The organism is Ramlibacter sp. G4-7 (genome assembly GCF_057784995.1).
On record NZ_JBYNTT010000002.1, the window covers coordinates 354,312 to 371,054 of the forward strand.

General features: G+C 69.0%; 15 protein-coding genes. 7 read left to right on the forward strand and 8 right to left on the reverse strand.

The window, feature by feature from the left end; genetic code table 11:
• Positions 1-92 precede the first annotated feature (92 nt).
• From AC3EGR_RS04655 to AC3EGR_RS04675, 5 genes are all read right to left on the reverse strand, one after another.
• Positions 93-1,721, reverse strand: a complete 1,629-nt coding sequence (locus tag AC3EGR_RS04655; RefSeq protein ID WP_488545272.1) for a 3-(methylthio)propionyl-CoA ligase — start codon at positions 1,719-1,721, stop codon at positions 93-95.
• 62 nt (positions 1,722-1,783) lie between these two features.
• Positions 1,784-2,953 (reverse strand): hybrid sensor histidine kinase/response regulator, encoded by a 1,170-nt coding sequence (locus tag AC3EGR_RS04660; RefSeq protein WP_488545273.1) that lies wholly within the window; start codon positions 2,951-2,953, stop codon positions 1,784-1,786.
• A gap of 5 nt (positions 2,954-2,958) precedes the next feature.
• Entirely contained in the window at positions 2,959-5,472 is a 2,514-nt protein-coding gene (locus AC3EGR_RS04665; protein ID WP_488545274.1) for an ATP-binding response regulator, read from the reverse strand.
• Entirely contained in the window at positions 5,469-5,873 is a 405-nt protein-coding gene (locus AC3EGR_RS04670; protein ID WP_488545275.1) for an N-acetyltransferase, read from the reverse strand. Before AC3EGR_RS04670 ends, AC3EGR_RS04665 begins: the two co-directional genes overlap by 4 nt.
• 5 nt (positions 5,874-5,878) lie before the next feature.
• The gene (locus tag AC3EGR_RS04675) at positions 5,879-6,181 is read right to left on the reverse strand and encodes a hypothetical protein (RefSeq protein ID WP_488545276.1); all 303 of its coding nucleotides are present in this window, start codon (positions 6,179-6,181) and stop codon (positions 5,879-5,881) included.
• Between the two features lie 133 nt (positions 6,182-6,314).
• On the opposite strand from AC3EGR_RS04675, the gene AC3EGR_RS04680 reads away from it, so the two are divergent.
• The 5 genes from AC3EGR_RS04680 to AC3EGR_RS04700 are packed head-to-tail and all read left to right on the forward strand — an operon-like array spanning position 6,315 to position 9,872.
• Positions 6,315-7,805 (forward strand): protein adenylyltransferase SelO, encoded by a 1,491-nt coding sequence (locus AC3EGR_RS04680; protein WP_488545277.1) that lies wholly within the window; start codon positions 6,315-6,317, stop codon positions 7,803-7,805.
• Positions 7,802-8,224, forward strand: a complete 423-nt coding sequence (msrB, locus tag AC3EGR_RS04685) for a peptide-methionine (R)-S-oxide reductase MsrB (protein ID WP_488545278.1) — start codon at positions 7,802-7,804, stop codon at positions 8,222-8,224. The genes AC3EGR_RS04680 and msrB overlap by 4 nt, the downstream gene beginning before the upstream one ends.
• 4 nt (positions 8,225-8,228) lie before the next feature.
• Entirely contained in the window at positions 8,229-8,783 is a 555-nt protein-coding gene (locus AC3EGR_RS04690; protein WP_488545279.1) for a septation protein A, read from the forward strand.
• Positions 8,780-9,064, forward strand: coding sequence for a BolA family protein (locus tag AC3EGR_RS04695; protein WP_488545280.1), 285 nt, complete (start codon positions 8,780-8,782; stop codon positions 9,062-9,064). Before AC3EGR_RS04690 ends, AC3EGR_RS04695 begins: the two co-directional genes overlap by 4 nt.
• A 28-nt stretch (positions 9,065-9,092) precedes the next feature.
• A complete protein-coding gene (locus AC3EGR_RS04700) occupies positions 9,093-9,872 on the forward strand; it encodes a peptidylprolyl isomerase (protein WP_488545281.1) in 780 nt (259 codons plus the stop codon).
• A gap of 83 nt (positions 9,873-9,955) precedes the next feature.
• Here AC3EGR_RS04700 and AC3EGR_RS04705 read toward each other — a convergent pair whose 3' ends face one another.
• From AC3EGR_RS04705 to AC3EGR_RS04715, 3 genes are all read right to left on the reverse strand, one after another.
• The gene (locus AC3EGR_RS04705) at positions 9,956-10,429 is read right to left on the reverse strand and encodes a hemerythrin domain-containing protein (RefSeq protein ID WP_488545282.1); all 474 of its coding nucleotides are present in this window, start codon (positions 10,427-10,429) and stop codon (positions 9,956-9,958) included.
• 20 nt (positions 10,430-10,449) lie between these two features.
• Entirely contained in the window at positions 10,450-12,879 is a 2,430-nt protein-coding gene (locus tag AC3EGR_RS04710) for a catalase (protein ID WP_488545283.1), read from the reverse strand.
• A 139-nt stretch (positions 12,880-13,018) separates the two neighbouring features.
• Positions 13,019-13,699 (reverse strand): heparan-alpha-glucosaminide N-acetyltransferase, encoded by a 681-nt coding sequence (locus tag AC3EGR_RS04715; protein WP_488545333.1) that lies wholly within the window; start codon positions 13,697-13,699, stop codon positions 13,019-13,021.
• 151 nt (positions 13,700-13,850) lie between these two features.
• Here AC3EGR_RS04715 and AC3EGR_RS04720 point away from each other — a divergent pair, with 151 nt between their 5' ends.
• Positions 13,851-14,654: an ABC transporter substrate-binding protein gene (locus tag AC3EGR_RS04720; RefSeq protein ID WP_488545284.1), complete on the forward strand. Its 804-nt coding sequence runs from the start codon at positions 13,851-13,853 to the stop codon at positions 14,652-14,654.
• 69 nt (positions 14,655-14,723) lie between these two features.
• Positions 14,724-16,730, forward strand: coding sequence for a peptidase U32 family protein (locus tag AC3EGR_RS04725; RefSeq protein ID WP_488545285.1), 2,007 nt, complete (start codon positions 14,724-14,726; stop codon positions 16,728-16,730).
• The last annotated feature ends 13 nt before the right edge of the window (positions 16,731-16,743 follow it).

Here is a 16,743-nt window from a genome sequence, read left to right on the forward strand (position 1 = left end):
TACAAGTATTGGTGCAGCGCAACGCTCAGGGATTGCCCCTAAGCGCCCCTGCAGGTATCACGCAGGCGACAGCCCCCCGCCGGGAGGGGCTGTCACGCCGAGGGCAGCCGATAGTCCTTGAGCTGCTCGCGCAGCCGCGTCTTGAGCATCTTGCCCGTCGCGCCCAGCGGGATGCTGTCGACGAACACGACGTCGTCCGGCACCTGCCACTTGGCGATCTTGCCGTCGAAGAACGCCAGCAGCTCCTCGCGGCCCACGTCCATGCCGGGCTTCTTCACCACGGCGACGATCGGCCGCTCGTCCCACTTGGGGTGCTTCATGCCCACGCAGGCGGCCATCTGCACCGCCGGGTGCGCCATGGCGATGTTCTCGATGTCGATGGAGCTGATCCACTCGCCGCCGGACTTGATCACGTCCTTGCTGCGGTCGGTGATCTGCATGTAGCCGTCGGCATCGATGGTCGCGACATCCCCGGTCGGGAACCAGCCGTCGACCAGGGGGTCGCCGCCCTCGCCCTTGAAGTACTCGCGCACGATCCAGGGGCCTTTGACGAGCAGGTCGCCGTAGGTCTTGCCGTCCCAGGGCTGCTCGCCGCCGTCCTCGCCGACGATCTTCATGTCCACCCCGAAGATGGCGCGGCCCTGCTTGAGGCGGATCTTCATCTGGTCCGCCGCGGGCAGCGCGAGGTGCTTGTTCTTCAGCGTGCACAGCGTGCCCAGCGGGCTCATCTCCGTCATGCCCCAGGCGTGCAGCACGTCGACGCCGTGCTCCTCGCGGAAGGCGTCGATCATGGCGGGCGGGCAGGCGGAGCCGCCGATCACGGTGCGCTTGAGCGCGGAGAAGCGCAGGCCGTTCTGCTTCATGTGGCCCAGGAGCATCTGCCACACCGTCGGCACGCCGGCCGCGAAGGTCACCTTCTCCTGTTCCACCAGTTCGTAGACCGACTTGCCGTCGAGCGCGGCGCCGGGGAACACCAGCTTGCAGCCGGTGAGCGCGGCGGAGTACGGGATGCCCCAGGCGTTGACGTGGAACATCGGCACCACCGGCAGCACGGCGTCGCGCGCCGACAGCGCCATCACGTCCGGCAGCGCCGCGGCGTAGGCGTGCAGGATGGTGGAGCGGTGGCTGTACAGGGCCGCCTTGGGGTTGCCCGTCGTGCCGCTCGTGTAGCACATGCTCGAGGCGGAGTTCTCGTCGAAGGAGGGCCAGCGGTAGCCGGTGGGCCGCGCGCCTATCCAGGCTTCATAGCTCACGAGGCCGGGGATGCCGCTGTCCTTGGGCAGCTTGTCCGCGTCGCACAGCGCGACGTACTGCCGGATCGTGGGGCACTTCGCATGCACCGCCTGCACCAGCGGCAGGAAGCTCAGGTCGAAGCACAGGACCTGGTCCTCCGCGTGGTTGGCGATCCAGGCGATCTGCTCCGGGTGCAGGCGCGGGTTGATCGTGTGCAGCACGCGGCCCGAGCCGCTCACGCCGAAGTACAGCTCCAGGTGGCGGTAGCCGTTCCAGGCGAGCGTGGCCACCCGGTCGGAAAACAGCAGCTGCATCGCATCGAGCGCCTGCGCCACCTGGCACGCGCGGCGCGCGACGTCGCTCCAGCGGTAGCGGTGGATGTCGCCCTCGACCCGGCGCGAGACGATCTCGCCGTCGCCGTGGTGGCGGTCCGCGTGCTCGATCAGGGAAGAAATCAGCAGCGGTTGGTTCTGCATCAGGCCCAGCATCGTTGTTCTCCTCGGAATGGGTCAGGAATCCGAGGGCGATGCTAAACCGGGACGGGCGCGATTCAGCTCGGGGACGACCCCATCGGCTGGAAGTACAGGGTGGCCATGGTGCCCTCGCCCTGGGCGGAGTGCACCTCGATCGCACCGCTGATGGCCTGCATGACGCGCTGGCAGAACATCAGGCCCATGCCGCTGCCGCCCGAGGCCGCGCGGGTGGTCACCGGCTCCTTGGTCAGCTTGGCCAGCACCTCGGGCGGAATGCCGGGACCGTTGTCGCGCACGCGGATCCAGGCGCGGCGGCCCTGCGGCTGGTCCGCCGCCGAATCCACCTCCAGCCACAGGCGCGGCTCGGGCCGGCCACGCAGGGCGATCAGGGCGTTCTTGGTCAGCGTGCACAGCACCAGGTACAGCAGGTCGCGCCGCCCCGGCAGGCGGAAGTCGTGCCGCACGTCCAGCGCGACGCAGCCGCGCTCCCGGTCCTCGAAGGGGAATTCGTCCAGCAGCGCCTCCACCAGGCTGCTGGCCGTGATCGACTGCGGCACGGCATCGGGATAGGCGTCGCGCGCGGACTGCACGAAGGTGGACACCAGGGACTGGCAGTACAAGGCCCGGCGCTCGGCGCGCTCCAGCGCCGTCACGAGTTCGCCCGGATACTCCTCGCTGAACTGCGCCACGCCCGCGGGCGCGTCGGCGCCGGGCGGCAGGTAGCGGCCGGCCACCGAGCCCACGTAGCCGCGCACGGTCGCCAGCGGCGTGTTGAGTTCGTGCGCGAGGAACCCGAGCGCCTCGCGCAGGGCGGCCACGCGGCCTTCGTTCACCACCCGTTCCACCGCCTGGGCGCGGTACACGGAAAGCGCTTCGCGCAGCGCCTCGCGCGTCGTTTCGCCGTCCAGGGGCTTTTCCAGGATGCGCAGGACCTTGCCCTGGTTGACGGCGGCGATCGCGACGTCCTTCTCGGCGTAGGCGGTCGCCAGCAGCCGGATCACGTGGCGGAAGTCGCGCTGCACGGCGCGCAGCAGCTTCATGCCGTCCTGCTGGGGCATGCGGTAGTCGGTCACCAGCACGCCGAACTCGCCGCTGCGGTCGCCCAGGATCTGCAGCGCCTCGTCGGCGCTGCCGGCGGTCACCACGGTGAATTCATCCCCGAACTCCAGCGCGAACCATTTGCGCGACTTCGGTTCGTCGTCGACGAAGAGGATGGACGGGTGGTCTCCGGAAAGCTCGTACTGCATGGTCCTCAGGAAGGCGTGCCGGAACGCGTTTGCTGGGCACAGTATGCGCGCAGGGCCTCCTCCGTCCGCCGCGCCAGCGTGCGCAGCTGCGGCAGCCATTCCTGTCCCTTGGGCCACTGGCCCTCTTCCAGCAGCGGCACGTAGAGCTTGCGCACGTGCTGGTACAGCGCCTGCGCACCCGCCTCGCCGCTCATGCCCAGCAGCGAGTGCAGCGCGTCGATGCTGCCCTGCACGTCGGCGCCGTCCACGTTCTCCTGGAGCGTGACGACCAGGCGCTCCATCTCGGGCAGGTAGTCGTTGAGCAGCTCGTCCAGCATGCCCAGGCGCCGGTAGCTCTCCAGGCGCTGCAGGTTCAGCAGGTTTTCGCTGCCGGCCACCGGCTGCGGGTCGGCCATCGGCTTGGCGGGCTCGGCCGGCCCGATGCCACCGATGATCAGGCGCGCCAGCGTGTCGTAGAGCACCGCGGCATCGACGGGCTTGACCAGGAAGCCGTTCATGCCGGCCGCCGTCGCCGCCGTCACGGCGGGTTCGTCGGAGCGCGCGGTCATCGCCACGATGGGGATGCCGGCCCAGGGCTCGTTGGAACTGCGGATCGCGCGCGCCGTCTCCAGGCCGTCCATGCCCGGCATGTGCAGGTCGACGATGACGGCATGGATGCCGTCCTGCGCGTGCAGCTGCTCCATCACCGCACCGCCGTGCTCGACCTCGATGACGATGGCAGCCGCGTTGCGCAGGTAGGCGGCGATGGCCTTGCGGTTGAAGGCGCTGTCGTCCGCCACCAGGATGCGGCGGCCCGCCAGCCGGCCGGCCGCGGCGCCCGGATCCTGGGCCGCCCGCTGCTGCACCACCTGCTGCAATGCGGCCAGCAGCGGCAGCTGCGCGCAGGGCTTGCTCACGAAGTGGTCCATGCCGCACTTGAGGGCCTTGGCGCGCGCGAGATTGGCGGGCTCGCTGGTGTAGGCGACGATGCGCACGTCGTGGTTCGGGCCGGCGTCCTGGCGGATCTTCTCCGCCACCGCGTAGCCGTCCAGGCCGGGCATGTGCAGGTCCAGCAGCACCACGTCGAACTTGCGCTCGCGCAGCATCTTCAGCGCCATCTGGCCGTCGGCGGCCTCCTCCAGCTCGGTGGTGAGCGCCAGCGGGCCCAGCTTCTGCCGCGTGGCAACGCGCTGCACGGCGTCGTCCTCGACGATGAGCAGCCGCTTGCCGGCCAGCGCCGTGCGCGCCTGCGCCACCGCGTCCAGCCGGTGCCGCTCCTGCTCCTCGGCGCTGATCGCCGGAAAGACCATGGTGAATTCGGTGTACTGGCCCACCACGGAGTTGCAGGTGATGCGGCCGCCGAAGGCGCGCATGACGCGCTGGCAGTAGGACAGGCCCAGGCCGGTGCCGCCGGACTTGGCCACCGAGCGGAAGGGCTCGAACAGGCCGGCGAGCACCTCCGGCGGGATGCCGGGACCGCTGTCGCGCACCTTCACCTGCTGCTCGCCCACGGTGATGGTGATGCGCGTGTGCGGATAGGCCGCCACGTAATACAGCGCGTTCTTGATCAGGTTGAACAGCACGAACAGGTACGCCGTCTCGTCGCCGCGGAAGGTGAAGTCCTCCTTGACCACCACGCTCACGCGTTCGCGCCCCTCGTCGGTGTCGTAGCTGTACTCCTCCACCGCGTGCTGCACGACCTCGGCCGCCGACAGGTAGCGGAAGGAGGTCGTGTCCAGCGGACGGGCGCTGACTTCGTCGAGCGTCATGGAGATGACCTGCAGGCCGCGCTGCACGGCCTGCTCGCCCCGCGCGAGGTGCCGGTACAGGGCCTGCACCTGTTGCCCGTCCAGCTGGGCCTGGCGCGACGAGCCAGGCGCCGGCAGCACGCCCTGCATGCTTTCCAGCGAATGCTTCAGCTGCGCCAGCGGATGGCGCATCTCGTGCGCGATCGAGCCCGCCAGCGCCTGCGTCGCACGCAGCTTGCGCTCCGTGTCGATCTTGTCGGTGTTGGACTTGAACAGGTTGCCGCCGATCACCACCAGCGCGAACGCGGGCAGCTGCGCGACCAGGTCCATGGGCACCTTCGGGTTGTCCGCGGTCGCCCAGTACCACAGGGCCGCGCCGGCCGTGCCGGTGGCCAGCATCACCAGCGTGTTGCGCCAGTCGGTGAGCAGCACCAGGAAGCACAGGATGATGAAGGCGTTGGACAGCGCCACCACGCCGCCGCCGCGCTCCAGCGCCAGCAGCACCGTGAACCCGGGCAGGCAGTACAGGAGCACCCAGTACGTGTAGCGGATGTAGTAGGTCTTCAGCCGCTCGGGCCAATAGTCGCCCAGGCCCATGCCGAGGAACAGCAGCACGGCCACGGCCCGCGAGGCCAGGTCGTCCCAGATGTCCGCGTTGGGGCGCGTGAAGCGCAGGAAGTAGAAGGCCACGTAGGTCATGGCCCCGAGGTAGCCCATCGTCTTCAGCCGCGACGGGCCGTAGGCGTGGTAGTCCTCGTAGCGCTGGAACAGGCGGCGCAGGATCTTCATCATGCGAATACTCCCGCGGCCGCGCGCAGGGCCAGGATGTCTTCGGCCAGCTCGCGCTCCTGCGCATTGCCGGCGAGGGCCCGCAGCACGTCGGGGACGGTGCCGTGGATCAGGTGGTAGGTGCCCTGCGCGTCGCAGCTGGCGTCCTTCACCACCACGTCGAAGCCGAAGCGGCGGTACAGCCTGCTCAGCAAGGGCGTGCACGAGGCGAACAGGTTTTCCACGTCGGTGTGGTCGATCAGGTGCAGGAGGGTGAGGAAGAGGCAGCGCTTGAGGGAGTCGGGGCCGCTGCGGAAGCGGGGAGCGAGGACCAGCCGGCCGACTTCCCAGCTCTGGTCGCGGAGTTCGGGGGGGACCGCGTGGCGCTGGAGGAGTTTCTCGCAGGGCGCCAGGCCTTGGTCCATCGGGATCAGGCGGATGGTGCCGATCGTCTCGCCGAATCGGTGGAAAGCGCCGACCAGGCCAATTTCATCTCTTTTTTTTCGCGGGTCCGGAAGCTGGCATCCGCCAGCACCGCGGCGGGCAGCTCGATTTCCTTGCGCAGGTGCAGGACGCTGGCGATCTCGTGGGCACCGCGCAGGCGGCGGAAGCTGACCTCGTGCGGCTGCACGTCGGTCGTCGGCGGGGCGTACGCGGACAACTCGTCCAGCTGCGAAATGCCGGACAAGGCCGGCAAGGCGAACGATTGCTCCAGTCCCGAAAAGTCGCTCATTGTTCCTCCCTATGCTGCGGCGCTTGGTGAAAGCTTGTGGCCGGTGAAGATCTTGGCAGAAGCGCGCGAAGCAGAACAGTAAGCCAAATCCCTAAGAAACCTGCGGCCCCGCGGCGAGCGGACAATGGCCCGCATGCCATCAGCCATCGCCGAAGCCGACGCCGCCCTCGACCTGGGGCCTGCGTGGCGTCACGGCTTCGCCAACCTAGGCCCTTCGTTCTACACGGAGCTGCGCCCGACCCCCTTGCCCGACCCGCACCTGGTGTCGCTGAACCGCTCGCTGGCGACCGAGCTCGGGCTGGACGCCGCACGGCTGGCGACGCCCGAGGCGGTCGCCGCGTTCACGGGCAACCTGGCGCTGGCCGGCAGCCGGCCGCTGGCGAGCGTCTACAGCGGCCACCAGTTCGGGGTGTGGGCGGGGCAGCTGGGCGACGGGCGCGCCATCCTCCTCGGCGGCATCGAGACGCCGCAAGGCGTGCAGGAGTTGCAGCTCAAGGGCGCGGGTCGCACGCCCTACTCGCGCATGGGCGACGGCCGCGCGGTGCTGCGGTCCAGCGTGCGCGAATACCTCTGCTCCGAGGCGATGCACGGGCTGGGTATCCCGACCACGCGCGCCCTCGTCGTCACCGGCTCGCCGCAACCGGTGCGGCGCGAGGAGATCGAGACCGCGGCGGTGGTGACGCGCGTTGCGCCCAGCTTCGTTCGCTTCGGGCATTTCGAGCACTTCGCGGCGCGCGGCCAGGAGGAGGAACTGCGCCGGCTGGCCGACTACGTGATCGACGCCTGGTACCCGGACCTTCGCGACAGCGAGCAACTGGCGGGCAATCCGTACGCCAACCTGTTGCAGCGGGTCGGCGCGCGGACCGCGGCGATGGTGGCGCAGTGGCAGGCCGTGGGTTTCTGTCACGGGGTGATGAACACCGACAACATGAGCATCCTGGGCCTCACGATCGACTACGGGCCCTTCCAGTTCCTGGACGCCTTCGTCCCCAACCACGTGTGCAACCACAGCGACGACACGGGCCGCTACGCCTACAACCGCCAGCCGAACGTGGCGTACTGGAACCTGTTCTGCCTGGGCCAGGCGCTGCTGCCCCTGATCGGCAACCAGGAACTGGCCATGGCCGCCCTGGAACCGTACAAGGCGGACTTCCCGCGCGAGCTGGAGTCGCGCATGCGCGCCAAGCTGGGACTGGCGCAGGAGCGCGAAGGCGACCGCCAGCTGGTCGAGCAGGTCCTGACCCTGCTGGCGGCGGACCGGGTGGACTATCCGGTCTTCTGGCGCCGGCTCTCGCACTGGGTCGCCGGCGGCGAACTCGCTCCCGTGCGCGACCTGTTCCTGGACCGCGCCGGCTTCGACGGCTGGGTCTCACAATACGAGGCGCGGCTGCCTGACGGGCGCACCGCGGCCGGCGAGCGCATGCTGCGCACCAACCCCAAGTACGTGCTGCGCAACCATTTGTGCGAATTGGCCATCCGGCAGGCGAAACTCGGCGACTTTTCCGAAGTCGAAGCCCTGCTGAGCCTGGTCCAGGCCCCGTTCGACGAACATCCGGGCCACGAGGACAAGGCCGGCTTTCCGCCCGACTGGGCTGCCCACATCGAGATCAGCTGCTCTTCATGAACGACGACTATCCCATCCGGAAATCCGAGGCCGAGTGGAAGGCCCTGCTCGCCGACAAGGGCGCCGAGCCCGGCGCCTTCCAGGTCACCCGCCACGCCGCCACGGAGCGTCCCTTCAGCGGCAAGTACGAGCGCGTGTGGGCCGACGGCAGCTACCACTGCGTCTGCTGCGGCTCCAAGCTGTTCGACTCCGACACCAAGTTCGACGCCGGTTGCGGCTGGCCGAGCTTCTCCCTGGCGGTTCCCGGCGCGATCAAGGAGATCCGCGACACGAGCCACGGCATGGTCCGCACCGAAACCGTCTGCGCGCAGTGCGGTGCGCACCTCGGGCACGTCTTTCCGGACGGCCCGGAGCCGACAGGCCTGCGTTACTGCATGAACTCGGCCTCCCTGGACTTCCATCCCGAAGGCAAGGCCTGAACGAATGAAACTGCTGCTCGACTTCTTTCCCATCGCCCTGTTCTTCGCGGCTTTCAAGCTGTGGGGCATCTATGTCGCCACCGGCGTGGCCATCGTTGCCACGATCGCGCAGATCGCCTGGCTGCGCTACGCCACCGGCAAGGTCGAACCCATGCAGTGGCTGAGCCTGGGCATCATCGTGCTGTTCGGCGGCGCGACCATCCTGGCCCACGACGAGACCTTCATCAAGTGGAAGCCGACCGTGCTGTACTGGCTGATGGGAGGGGCGCTGGCCGTGGGCCTGCTCGTGTTCCGCAAGAACCTGCTCAAGTCCCTCATGGGCACGCAGCTGGAACTGCCGGACACGGCGTGGCGCGCCATGAGCTGGAGCTGGACCGCCTTCTTCGCGGTGATGGGCGTCGTGAACCTGTGGGTCGCCTTCCACTTCGACACCAACACCTGGGTCAACTTCAAGCTGTTCGGCGGCCTGGGCCTGATGGCGGTCTTCATCGTGGGGCAGGCGCTGTACCTGGGCCGCTACATGAAGGACGGCAAGCAAGCCGGGGCACGCGACTCGTGAACGCCACCACCGGCACCGGCATCACGGCCGACGCAGTGCGCGCACGGCTGCAGGAGCGGCTCGCGCCCACGCGGCTGGAGGTCCTGGACGAAAGCGCGGCCCATCTGGGGCATGCGGGCCAGGACGGCACCGGTGCGGGTACGCATTTCCGCGTACGCGTCGCCTCGCCGCTGTTCGCCGGGCGGCCCCGGGTGGCCTGCCATCGCCTTGTGTATGATGCCCTGCGCGACTATATCGATCGGGGCATCCACGCCCTCGCGATCGAGAGTTCCGAAACCTGATCCAGCTTCCGTTCCCGAGGGAAACCCCATGAAGAAAGTCCTCCTGACCGCGGTCCTCGCGGCCTTTGTCGGCATCGCCATGCCCGCCGCGGCGCAGAACGTCGCCATCGTCAACGGAAAGCCGGTGCCCAAGGCCCGCCTGGACATGCTGTCGACGCAGCTGGCGAAGGCCGGCCGGCCGGTCACCCCCGAGATGCAGGGCCAGCTGAAGGACGAGGTCATCGCCCGCGAGATCTTCCTGCAGGAAGCGCAGAAACGCGGCCTCGACGCAACCGAGGACTACAAGGCGCAGATGGAACTGGCCCGCCAGACCATCCTGATCCGCGAGCTGTTCGCCGACTGGCAGAAGAACAACCCGGTGACCGACGCCGAGATCAAGGCCGAATACGACAAGTTCGTTGCGGCCAACGGCGGCAAGGAATTCAAGGCCCGCCACATCCTGGTCGAGTCCGAGGACCAGGCCAAGAAGATCATCGCCGACCTGAAGAAGGGCCAGAAGTTCGAGGACATCGCCAAGAAGCAGTCCAAGGATCCGGGCTCCGGCGCCAACGGAGGCGACCTGGACTGGGCGACCGCGGCCAGCTACGTTCCCGAGTTCGCCGAGGCGATGCTCAAGCTGAAGAAGGGCGAGACCACCGCGGCGCCGGTGAAGTCGCAGTTCGGCTGGCACGTGATCCGCGTGGACGACATCCGCGAGGCGCAGCTGCCCAAGATGGAAGACGTGCGCCCGCAGATCGCGCAGCAGCTGCAGCAGCAGAAGCTGGCGCAGTTCCAGGAAGGCCTGCGCAAGAACGCGAAGATCGAATGAACGGGCGCGCCGTGCGCGCGAACCGGTCCGATCCCGGCGCAGGCCGGGCTCCATAAAGCGGCCCCACGGGGCCGCTTTTCATTTCAGGCGGCTTGCCGCCCCATGAGCTCCTCCTGGCGCTCCTTCAGCTGGGCGGCCAGCCCCTGCAGGTCCAGGCCGCTCGCGCGCGCCTTGGGGAACAGGTCATCCCGCTCCTCCTTGACGTGGTGCTCGATCGCCCGCGCGAGCTGGCTGACCAGGTCGTCCATCGTGCGGTCCGCCGCCTTCAGGCCCTGGATGCGCGCGATCAGCTGCTTGGCCTGCTGGTGCTCGGCCAGCGCTTCGTCCAGCAGATCGTTGGCGCCCGTGGCCTGGCGCAGGGCGGGATAGAAGATCTCCTCCTCGATCTGCGCGTGCACGGTGAGCTCCTGGCAGATGCGCCGCGCGAGCATCGGGCGGTCCCCGGGCTGCGTCGGCGCCGCCATCGCCTGGCGCGCGTATTCGACGAAGAGGTGCTTCACGGCGATGTGGTCCGCGTCGAGCAGCTCGCAGGCGTCCTTCATGGCAAGTTCGGTCATGCTTGTTTCTCCCTGGGTGTTCACACGAGCGGCGGATCCATCTCGCGGCCGAAGTGGCGGTGCTTCGCGAGGCCCTGCACGAAGGCTTCCAGGCCGGAGGCCGCGGCGTTCGCATCCACGACGATCAGCCCGGTGCCGCCCTGGGCCTGGCTCTTGTCCATGGACAGGGGCACGCCGGCCAGCGTCAGCAGCTTGCGCGACGCGCCTATGGCCAGGATGGTCTTGCAGTGGCGGAACTGGTCCTTGATGAATTCGGCCGTGTGGCCGTCCTGCGCGAGGGCGGCCACGCCCTCCTCGCCGTCCGGCAGCACCAGCGCGTCGAACAGGAAACCGGGCTCGTTCTCGAGCGAGGCGTCGGCCTGGACGATGTCGCCATTGGCTGTCTCCATCGGCCCGATGCGGGGCCCGACCAGCCGGCCGACCACGCCCTGCGCCAGCAGCGCCTGCTGCAGCTGCAGCAGCGGTGCCGCGTCGACGCCGGGCGCGACGATCAGGGCCACCTTGCGGCCCTTCAGCGGGGACTTTCCCGGCCGCGACAGCAGCGACAGCGGCGGCGACTTGGTCACCTCCGGCGTCGCCGGGGCCGGCATGGCGAGCGGCAGCGGCGCCGGCAGCGGGTTCATCCCGAGCCCGTCGGCGACCTTCTGCGCCAGTTCCTCCGACGCGTTGCGCAGCATGGCCACCGTGCGCTCGCGGATCGCGGGCACGGTCACCTTGCTCAGCTCGAAGCGGAAGGCGTTGGCGATGTGGCACTGCTCCACCGGCGTCTGGCTTTCGTAGAACAGGCGCGCCTGCGTGTAGTGGTCGGCGAACTTCTCCGGCTTGGCCCGCACCTTGCCCTGCTCCTCGTCGGCGCGGATGCGCGCCGGCACCGACACGAAGCCCTGGGCCGCGCCGGCTTGGAACGGACAGCCGCCGGCCAGCGAGTTGGGCTCGTACGCGACGCGGCCGCGCGGGATCGCCTGGCGATGGAAGCCGTCGCGCTGGTTGTTGTGCACCTGCACCACCGGCGCGTTGATCGGGATCTCGTGGAAGTTCGGCCCCCCCAGCCGGGTGATCTGCGTGTCCACGTAGGAATGGATGCGGCCGGCCAGCAGCGGATCGTTCGAGAAGTCGATGCCCGGCACCACGTGCGCAGTGCAGAAGGCCACCTGCTCGGTCTCGGAGAAGAAGTTGTCCGGATTGCGGTTCAGCACCATGCGGCCGACGGGCGTGATCGGCACCAGTTCCTCCGGCACGATCTTGGTCGCGTCGAGAATGTCGAAGCTGAACTGCTCGGCCTGTTCCTCGGTGAAGATCTGGAAGCCGAGCTCGTATTCGGGGTAGTTGCCCGACTCGATGCGCTCCCAGAGGTCGCGCCGGTGGTAGTCGGGGTCGGCGCCGGAGATCTTCACGGCCTCGTCCCAGACCAGCGAATGGGTGCCGGCGATCGGCGTCCAGTGGAACTTGACGAAGACCGACTCGCCCTCCTCGTTCACCAGCCGGAAGGTGTGCACCCCGAAGCCCTGCATGGTGGCGAAGCTGCGCGGGATGGCGCGGTCGCTCATCACCCACATCAGCATGTGCGTGGACTCGGGCATGAGCGACACGAAGTCCCAGAACGTGTCGTGCGCGCTGGCTGCCTGCGGCATCTGGTGGTGCGGCTCGGGCTTGACCGCGTGCACCAGGTCCGGGAACTTCATCGCGTCCTGGATGAAGAACACCGGGATGTTGTTGCCCACGAGGTCCCAGTTGCCTTCGTCGGTGTAGAACTTGACGGCGAAGCCGCGCACGTCGCGCGCGGTGTCCTTGGAGCCGCGCTCACCCTGCACGGTGGAAAAGCGCACGAACACCGGCGTGCGCTTGCCCTTCTCGCGGAACGGCGCCGCCCTGGTGAACTGCGTCATCGGTGCGTAGCACTCGAAGAATCCGTGCGCGCCCGAGCCGCGCGCGTGCACGATGCGCTCCGGGATGCGCTCGTGGTCGAAGTGGGTGATCTTCTCGCGCAGGATGAAGTCTTCCAGCAGCGCCGGGCCGCGCACGCCGTACTTCAGCGAGTTCTGGTTGTCGGCGACCGCCACGCCCTGGTTGGTGGTCAGCATGCGCCCGGTGGAGTCCACGCGCACGCGGTCCAGCGTGTCGATCGTGTGGTTCAGGCCGTCGAGCGCTTCGGTGCCCACCTTGTCGGAGCTGTTCGCCTCGGACAGCGTGCTGCCTCCCGGCAGCCGCGACGGCGGCTCGACGACGGCGCCGTGCAGCGGCTGCACGCCGTTGTCGAAGCCGTGCTCGGCGGCCTTGTTCTCGTGGTTCTGCATCGCCGCGGCCATCTGCTGGACCTCGGCCATCTTGCGGGCGGCAGGGTCCCCGGAAGCGTCGCCTGGCAGCTTGGCGGGGCCACTGTCGGTGTTGCGCGCAGCAGCCTGGGCGGCGGCCTTCTTCGCGGGCGGGGGCGCCTTGGGTGTCTTGGGCATGGGTGGGAACGATCGGGGAGCGGCGACATTGCCGTCCGCCACCGTAACGGCCGCGCCGCCTCACCCTTGTAGGCCGCTGGCTACAGTGCGTCCTACGAGAACTATCGAAGCCATAGCCTCCGGCCGATGAGCTTGGCGCTCAGGTGCGCAGCATCTGCACGAGCATGAGCGCGCCGATGAGGACAGGCTGGTGCAGCATGTACCAGCTCAGGCTCCAGCGGCCCATCCACGCGAGCGGCGCGAAAGGGGACGGGAGACCGCCCTGCAGCACGCCCGGCGCGCGGCGCAGCAGTGCCTGCCCCGCGGCCACGCCCCACCACATCACGCCCAGCCACGGCAGCAGCGGCACATAGTCCTGCGTGACCGGCTTCATCGACACGAAGCCGATCCAGTTGAGCCACGGCTCGTTGAGCAGGCGCAGGTTGCCGAAATGCACGTGCACCGGGAGGGCGAAGCGCGGCAGCACGATGGCCACCGCGCCCGCCAGCCACAGCCAGCGGCCCCAGTGCGCCGTGAGCCGCACCAGCACGAGCATCACCGCAATGCCGTGCAGCACGCCGAAGTAGATGAAGCTGCCCGGGAACATGAGGGCGGAGCCCGCGGTGACCAGCAGGGCGCAGGCCGCGACCTGCGTCCAGCGCTTCCAGAACCGGGGCCAGCCCTGCCCTTGCGCGTGGGCGACGGCCTGGCCCAGCCCGGCGCAGAACAGGAACAGGCTGACGATCGCGGTGCGCTGCGTCGTCCAGAACGGGTCGTACAGGAAGTTCTGGCGGATCCAGCCGAAATGGTCCAGGTCGAAGCAGAAGTGGTAGGCCGTCATCCAGACGATGGCGGCGCCGCGCAGGGCATCGATGCGGTCGTAGCGGGGGGTTCGGGGCACGCGCGGGAGTTTAGGGCCGCCACGCTTGACGCACCGGGCGGGCTTCGTTCCAATCGCGCGACGGTTGGCATGCCAACGACAAGGAGACACGATGACGGCCACGCGACGCGGCTTTTGCGCACTCGGGATGACGGGCCTGCTGGCCGGTTGCGGCACGCTGCCAGGCCCAGCGGCGGGCGCGGCGCGCGCGGAACTCGGCTCCACCGGCAAGCTGCGCGCGGCGATCAACTACGGCAACCCGATCCTCGCCACCCGCGGCCCGGACGGCCAGCCGCATGGCGTGTCGGTCGATCTCGCGCGGGAGGCGGCCCGGCGGCTGGAGCTGCCGGTCGAGCTCGTGCCCTTCAACTCCGCCGGCAACACCGTGGAGGCCATCAAGGCGCGCCAGGTGGACCTGGCCTTCGTGGCCATCGATCCGGTGCGCGCCGCCGACATGGAGTACACGGCGCCCTACGTGATCATCGAAGGGGCCTACGCGGTGCGGCAGGACTCGGCGCTGCGCCGCAACGAGGACGTGGACCGCGCCGGCACCCGCATCGCCGTGGGCCGGGGCAGCGCCTACGACCTGTTCCTCACGCGCGAGATCAAGGCAGCCACGCTCGTGCGCGTGCCGACCTCGCCCGAGGTCGTGGACCGCTTCCTGGAACAGAAGCTGGAGGTCGCGGCCGGCGTGAAGCAGCAGCTCGAGATGGATGCGGGCCGGGTGGGCGGCGTGCGCCTGTTGCCGGGGCGCTTCATGGTCATCGAACAGGCCATGGGCGTGCCCAAGGGACGCACCGCGGCCCAGGCCTGGCTGAGCGCCTACATCGAGGAGATGAAGGCCTCCGGCTTCGTCGCCCAGGCCCTGCAGCGGCACGGCATCCAGGGCGCCGCGGTGGCGCCGGCGCGCGCCTGAAGGCTCGGTCCGCGCACCTGCGGCCGCGGTGGCGCGCACCAAGGGCCGCCGGTAAAATCCCGCGCTCCCATGTCCCTCCTGTACCACCAGCTCGAGCTGCTCGCGCCCGCGCGCGATGCCGACATCGGCATCGAGGCGATCAACCACGGCGCCGATGCCGTCTACATCGGCGGGCCGGACTTCGGCGCGCGCGTGTCGGCCAGCAACCCGGTGCGCGACATCGAGCGCCTGGCCAGGCACGCGCACCGGTTCGGCAGCCGCATCTTCGTCACGCACAACACCATCGTGCGCGACGACGAGCTGGAAGCCGCGCGCAAGATGGCCTGGGACGTCTACCACGCCGGCGCCGATGTCCTCATCATCCAGGACATGGGGCTGCTGGAGCTGGACCTGCCGCCGATCCAGCTGCACGCGAGCACGCAAACGGACATCCGCACGGTGGCGAAGGCGAAATTTCTCCAGGACGTGGGCTTCTCGCAGATGGTGCTGGCACGCGAGCTGACGCTGGAGCAGATCCGCGCCATCCATGACGCGCTGGACCCGCAGCGCTGCAAGGTGGAGTTCTTCATCCACGGCGCCCTCTGCGTGGCCTACTCGGGCCAGTGCTACATCAGCCACGCGCACACCGGCCGCAGCGCCAACCGCGGCGACTGCTCGCAGGCGTGCCGCCTGCCCTACCACGTGGTGGACGGCCAGGGACGCTTCGTCGCCCACGACAAGCACGTGCTGTCCATGAAGGACAACAACCAGAGCGCCAACCTGGCCGCGCTGGTCGACGCGGGCGTGCGCAGCTTCAAGATCGAGGGCCGCTACAAGGACATGGGCTACGTGAAGAACATCACGGCCCACTACCGCACGCTGTTCGACGCGCTGATCGAGGCGCGCGAGGGCTCCGGCTTTCCGCTGGCACGCGCCTCCAGCGGCCGCACCACCTTCAGCTTCACGCCCGACCCGGACCAGAACTTCAACCGCGAGTTCACCGACTACTTCGTCAACGGCCGCAAGGACGACATCGCCGCGCTGGACTCGCCCAAGAACCCGGGCCAGGCCATCGGCTGGGTGACGAAGGTGGGCGCCGATTCGATCGACCTGGAGCTCGACGACGCCGCCCGGCTGCTGCACAACGGCGACGGCCTTTGCTACTTCGACCTGCAAAAGGAACTGGTGGGCGTGGCGATCAACCGGGCGGAGCCGCTGGCCCGACTCGGCGCCTGGCGCGTGTGGCCCAAGGACCCGATCGCGGGCATGAAGGACATGCGCAAGGGCACGCGCCTGAACCGCAACCGCGACATGGACTGGGTGCGCACCCTGGAGAAGAAGTCCAGCGACCGGCGCATCGGCGTGTGGGCGACGCTCGGCGAGAGCGCGGACGGCTTCGTGCTGCGCCTGACGGACGAGGACGGCTACGTGGGCGAGGCACAGGCTGCCTTCGCCAAGGAGCCCGCGCGCGACGGCGACAAGGCGCTCGCCGCATTGCGCGAGCACCTGGGACGCTTCGGCAACACGATCTTCACCGCGCTGGACCTGCACCTGGAGCTCTCGCAGCCCTGGTTCGTGCCGCCCTCCCTGGTGAACTCGCTGCGCCGCGAGGCGGTCGAGGCGCTGGAGGCCGCGCGGGCGGCCGGCTACCAGCGCCCGCTGCGTGGCACCCCGGTCGACCCGCCGGTCCCCTACCCGGAGGACACCCTCTCCTACCTCGCCAACGTCTTCAACCAGAAGGCGCACGACTTCTACGCCAGGCACGGCGTCAAGGTGATAGGCGCGGCCTACGAAAGCCACGAGGAGGAAGGCGAGGTCAGCCTCATGATCACCAAGCACTGCGTGCGCTGGACCATGAGCCTGTGCCCCAAGCAGGCCAAGGGCGTCGTCGGCGTGAAAGGCACGATCAAGGCGGAGCCGCTGCAACTGGTCAACGGCAGCGAGAAGCTCACGCTGCGCTTCGACTGCAAGCCCTGCGAGATGCACGTGGTGGGCCGGATCAAGAAATCCGTGCTGAACGAGCAGAAGCGCGAGGCGCAGGCGGTGCCGCTGACGTTCTACCGCACGCGCCCGCACAAGGCCCTGCCGCAGGCCTGAACCTGCGGCGCGG